General features: G+C 51.0%; 3 protein-coding genes. All 3 read right to left on the bottom strand.

What is annotated here, in order from left to right:
• Positions 1-12: 12 nt before the first annotated feature.
• The 3 genes from PHP98_11205 to PHP98_11195 all read right to left on the bottom strand — a co-directional run bounded on the left by PHP98_11205 (position 13) and on the right by PHP98_11195 (position 3,184).
• A complete protein-coding gene (locus tag PHP98_11205; protein ID MDD5484196.1) occupies positions 13-834 on the bottom strand; it encodes a carbohydrate-binding family 9-like protein in 822 nt (273 codons plus the stop codon).
• A 106-nt stretch (positions 835-940) separates the two neighbouring features.
• On the bottom strand, positions 941-2,161 hold the full coding sequence (locus PHP98_11200; protein MDD5484195.1) for a choice-of-anchor Q domain-containing protein: 1,221 nt from the start codon (positions 2,159-2,161) through the stop codon (positions 941-943).
• A 153-nt stretch (positions 2,162-2,314) separates the two neighbouring features.
• A complete protein-coding gene (locus PHP98_11195; GenBank protein MDD5484194.1) occupies positions 2,315-3,184 on the bottom strand; it encodes a prolyl oligopeptidase family serine peptidase in 870 nt (289 codons plus the stop codon).
• Positions 3,185-3,436 lie beyond the last annotated feature (252 nt).

Genomic DNA, 3,436 nt, shown 5'->3' with positions numbered 1-3,436 from the left:
TTTCACGCCGGATTATTTGAATTCCAAAAAGTTGAATGCGCCGCGCAAATGGAAATCGAGCCGCGGATACTTTGAGGAGGAGTAATATTTTAACGCGCCGTTGTTGCCGCAATCATCGTAATAATATGAATAATCGTAAAGACATACCGAAAATCGCCATAGTGCGCCGGGCTGAACGGCAAACCGCCGGCCGTTCCGGGCCGCAAGCGCGGATAACGGCACCGCCATTTCCACGGTCCAGCTCTCGTCTTCATCAAGCTCGTTGGCCGTCCCCCGCACCGTCACGGCTGATTTCAAGCCGGAGTTCCATTTTGTCGGATCCAGGAAACGCATGTAATTTCTTGCCGGAAACGCGGCGTCCCACGCCGCATTGTTGGGATTAACGTGTATTTCAAAATAGCGCGGAGAGTTTGCGTCCGGCTGGACAAACAATTCAAACACGTCCCCGTCCAGAAACAGGGTTTCCTTGTCCTTGTTAAGATGTTCCGGGTCATAAACAATATCGCGGTCGCGAATCACGGCGCCGACGTACAGGTTGGTTTCATCGTATAAAAAACTTACGGCGATTTGTTCGCGGGGGATCGGCGCCGAACGGCCGTCGTTTTGCGTGTCATAAAAACACGTGACGCGGGGCGCGTCCTTCCAGGCCGCGTCATCCAGCCTGCCGTCAATTGCAATCGCGTGCGCGGCGCGGCCGCACGGATATTGTCTGACGTCCGGGACAAAATCCTCGTCAGCGCGGCTGGCGCTTAATAATCCGGTTAACGCGATCAAAACCGCGCACCCCAAAAAACCAGTTGATTTCCGGCGAATAAACATATCGTCCTCCTTCATGGTTTAATTTCCCGTTGCGTTTGTCCAAAGGTAATACCTGAATTTTGCGCGCTTCGCGTGTAAAATTCAGGTTCTAACATATGATTATTCGGAACACACTTCAATCTTATTTGAAGACACAAATCGCCCCACCGTGAATGCATTCATATGCGCCCATGTCAACCGTGCCGTAACAAATGCGGCTTTTTCCGTCCAAGTCAACCGCGTTGGTCATCCAATTCTGGTTAATCCCGGCGTTTACGCAAGGCGAATTGTTTTGCAGGCGATAATTATCCGCGCTGGCATTCATAAATGACGGATTACCGGTGATATTCCCGGAAGTGTTCCAGTTGATGACTCCGTTCGTGTCCTTTATGCAGCAGTTGGTCAGATTGGCGGTCGCCAAAGACGCATCAGCATGGGTCGGAGCGGTATTGCTCCAGATAATTGAATTACGCGCAACCACATTAACAAAATTGGACATATAAATCCCGCCGCCTAAGTTGGACGCCGTATTGCCCACGAATGTGCAATTATCCACGAAAGCGGATTTGGTACCCATTGTGGAAAACCCCAGGCCGCCGCCGTTAGCTTTACTATCATTGCGGTAAAAAAGACAGTTTTGAACCTGCGCCGGTGAACTATAGATTGCCACGCCGCCATAGCCCTGGACGTTGGCGCCCCCTGTTAGATTGGTGTTTAACGCCCGGTTTTCCCAAAAAATGCAGTTCTTTAGCACCGCGAGCGAACAATTTACATAACATAACCCACCACCCAAACCAGAATTTGCAGTGCCGTTGGTATTCTGGTAAAACATGCAATTGGCTACGGTTCCAGCGGTTGCATTGTAGAAAGAAACCCCGGCGCCATGTTGGTTTACGCAGTTATTATAGAAAGCGCAATTGCTTACCGTGCCTGCGGATGAGGCAACCTGAATGCCACCGCCATTAAAAATCGCATATCCGCGCGTGAAGGTAAACCCGTTCACCAACGGCGCGCTGTTGCTTATAGATATGCAACGCACGGCGTTTTGACCGTCCAGTGCCGCGGCGGCCGGCCCATTAACGCTTTGCAACGCAAGAAGGTTGGTAATATTTATCTGATTGGTCAGCTGGTAAGTCCCATTCGACACCAGCACCGTGTTGTCAGCCCCGTTTTCCTGGGCGGTATTTACCACCCCGATAATATTGGAACCGGCCGTATCCCAGCTGGTGTATGGATCAATACCGGCATTATTCGTCGCCACGTAGTAGGTCGTGGCGGCCCGGCCGCAAAAAGCGGTAACAGAAAAACAAATCAGGAACGCGCACAGACTGCGCGCGGAAACCGCCGGAAAATACGCTTTCATGATCTTTATCCTTTCATATATGATTAACCATGTATACTTATTGCCTTAATTTTGCGTATACGGGCGCGTAAAATTAACCATTGGACCGCTCACGCGGGGTTAAACCATGTTGCGCGATGTTCGTGTAATATTCGGGTAAAAACTTTCCGCTTTTTACAATCCGGATTTAGTGATCTCTTCCAGCGACTCAAAATTCACCGGCGACTTGATTTCCCAGACTGGAGGACTGCCTTTGCGTTGTTGCGCGAGCCAATTCAAGGCAGCCGCAGGAATAATTTCGTGTCCGCCATCAAAAATCGTGACACGAACATTCTTTGATATTTTCCGGAACAGCGGCTTCTGCCGGCCATAAAGCGGGTCAAAGACCTCGCCTAACAGCCGGGAAGGCGCTTTCATTTCCTTATAAAACCATTCAATATCCGACTCGCAGATTTTATCATTTTCTTGAGCAACAATATTAAAAGCGCGCAAAGAATGCGTAAAAGGCACGCTTCCGGAACGGCCATCCTTCACTCCGGCGTTAATGTCAAGATTGACCGTCCTGGCATTCGCCAAATAAGCTGCCGGAGACCGTTTGACGCATTCTTCCGCCGCTCTGCCATCAATCTCGGGACATCCGCCGCATGCCGCCTCAATATTTTGCGAATAGCGGTTCTTTGGGCCGCGCTCTTTCCACCATTGCCTTAGATCGCATATTCCGCACCAAGCCGACACGCCAGCCCAGATATCCGGACGCCTGCCCGCCATGAGCAACGCGGCATGCGCGCCGCCAGACACGCCGATAAGATAGATTTGATCCTGATCAATTCCATATGTTTTCAGAGCAAACTGAACCGCGCTGACGATATCCTGAACAACAAGTTCCGAGCCAAGCGCCTGAGGCGTCCAGTTCGGCCCACGGAAATGAGGATGAATAAAGCACCATCCATTTTGAATACACCAACGCGCATAATCCGGCTCAGGCTGGCGATAACTGCCCGACCATGTATGAAGCGCCACCAGCAAAGGTTTCTTCTTTGTCATTTTCGGAGCATAAAACAAGGCCGGCTGAAGGGTCTGATCGGCGCTACTGAGATATTGCGTTGCGCATACGCCGACCGGCCAGCCTTTGATGCCGGCCGGCCAAGCCGGCGCGGATATAGCAATCGCTGTCATCATCAAAATAATTCGCGCAATCATCTTTTTTCTAAGGCGGCAGTGCCGCCATCCAAAACTTTCCCGGCTGGCGATCCGCCGGTCTTATTTAAACTTCTACGCAAAAGTGTATCACCCGAA

Source organism: Kiritimatiellia bacterium (assembly GCA_028715905.1).
Taxonomy (GTDB): Bacteria; Verrucomicrobiota; Kiritimatiellia; order JAAZAB01; family JAAZAB01; genus JAQUQV01.
This window is presented reverse-complemented; position numbering and strand designations above follow the sequence as displayed.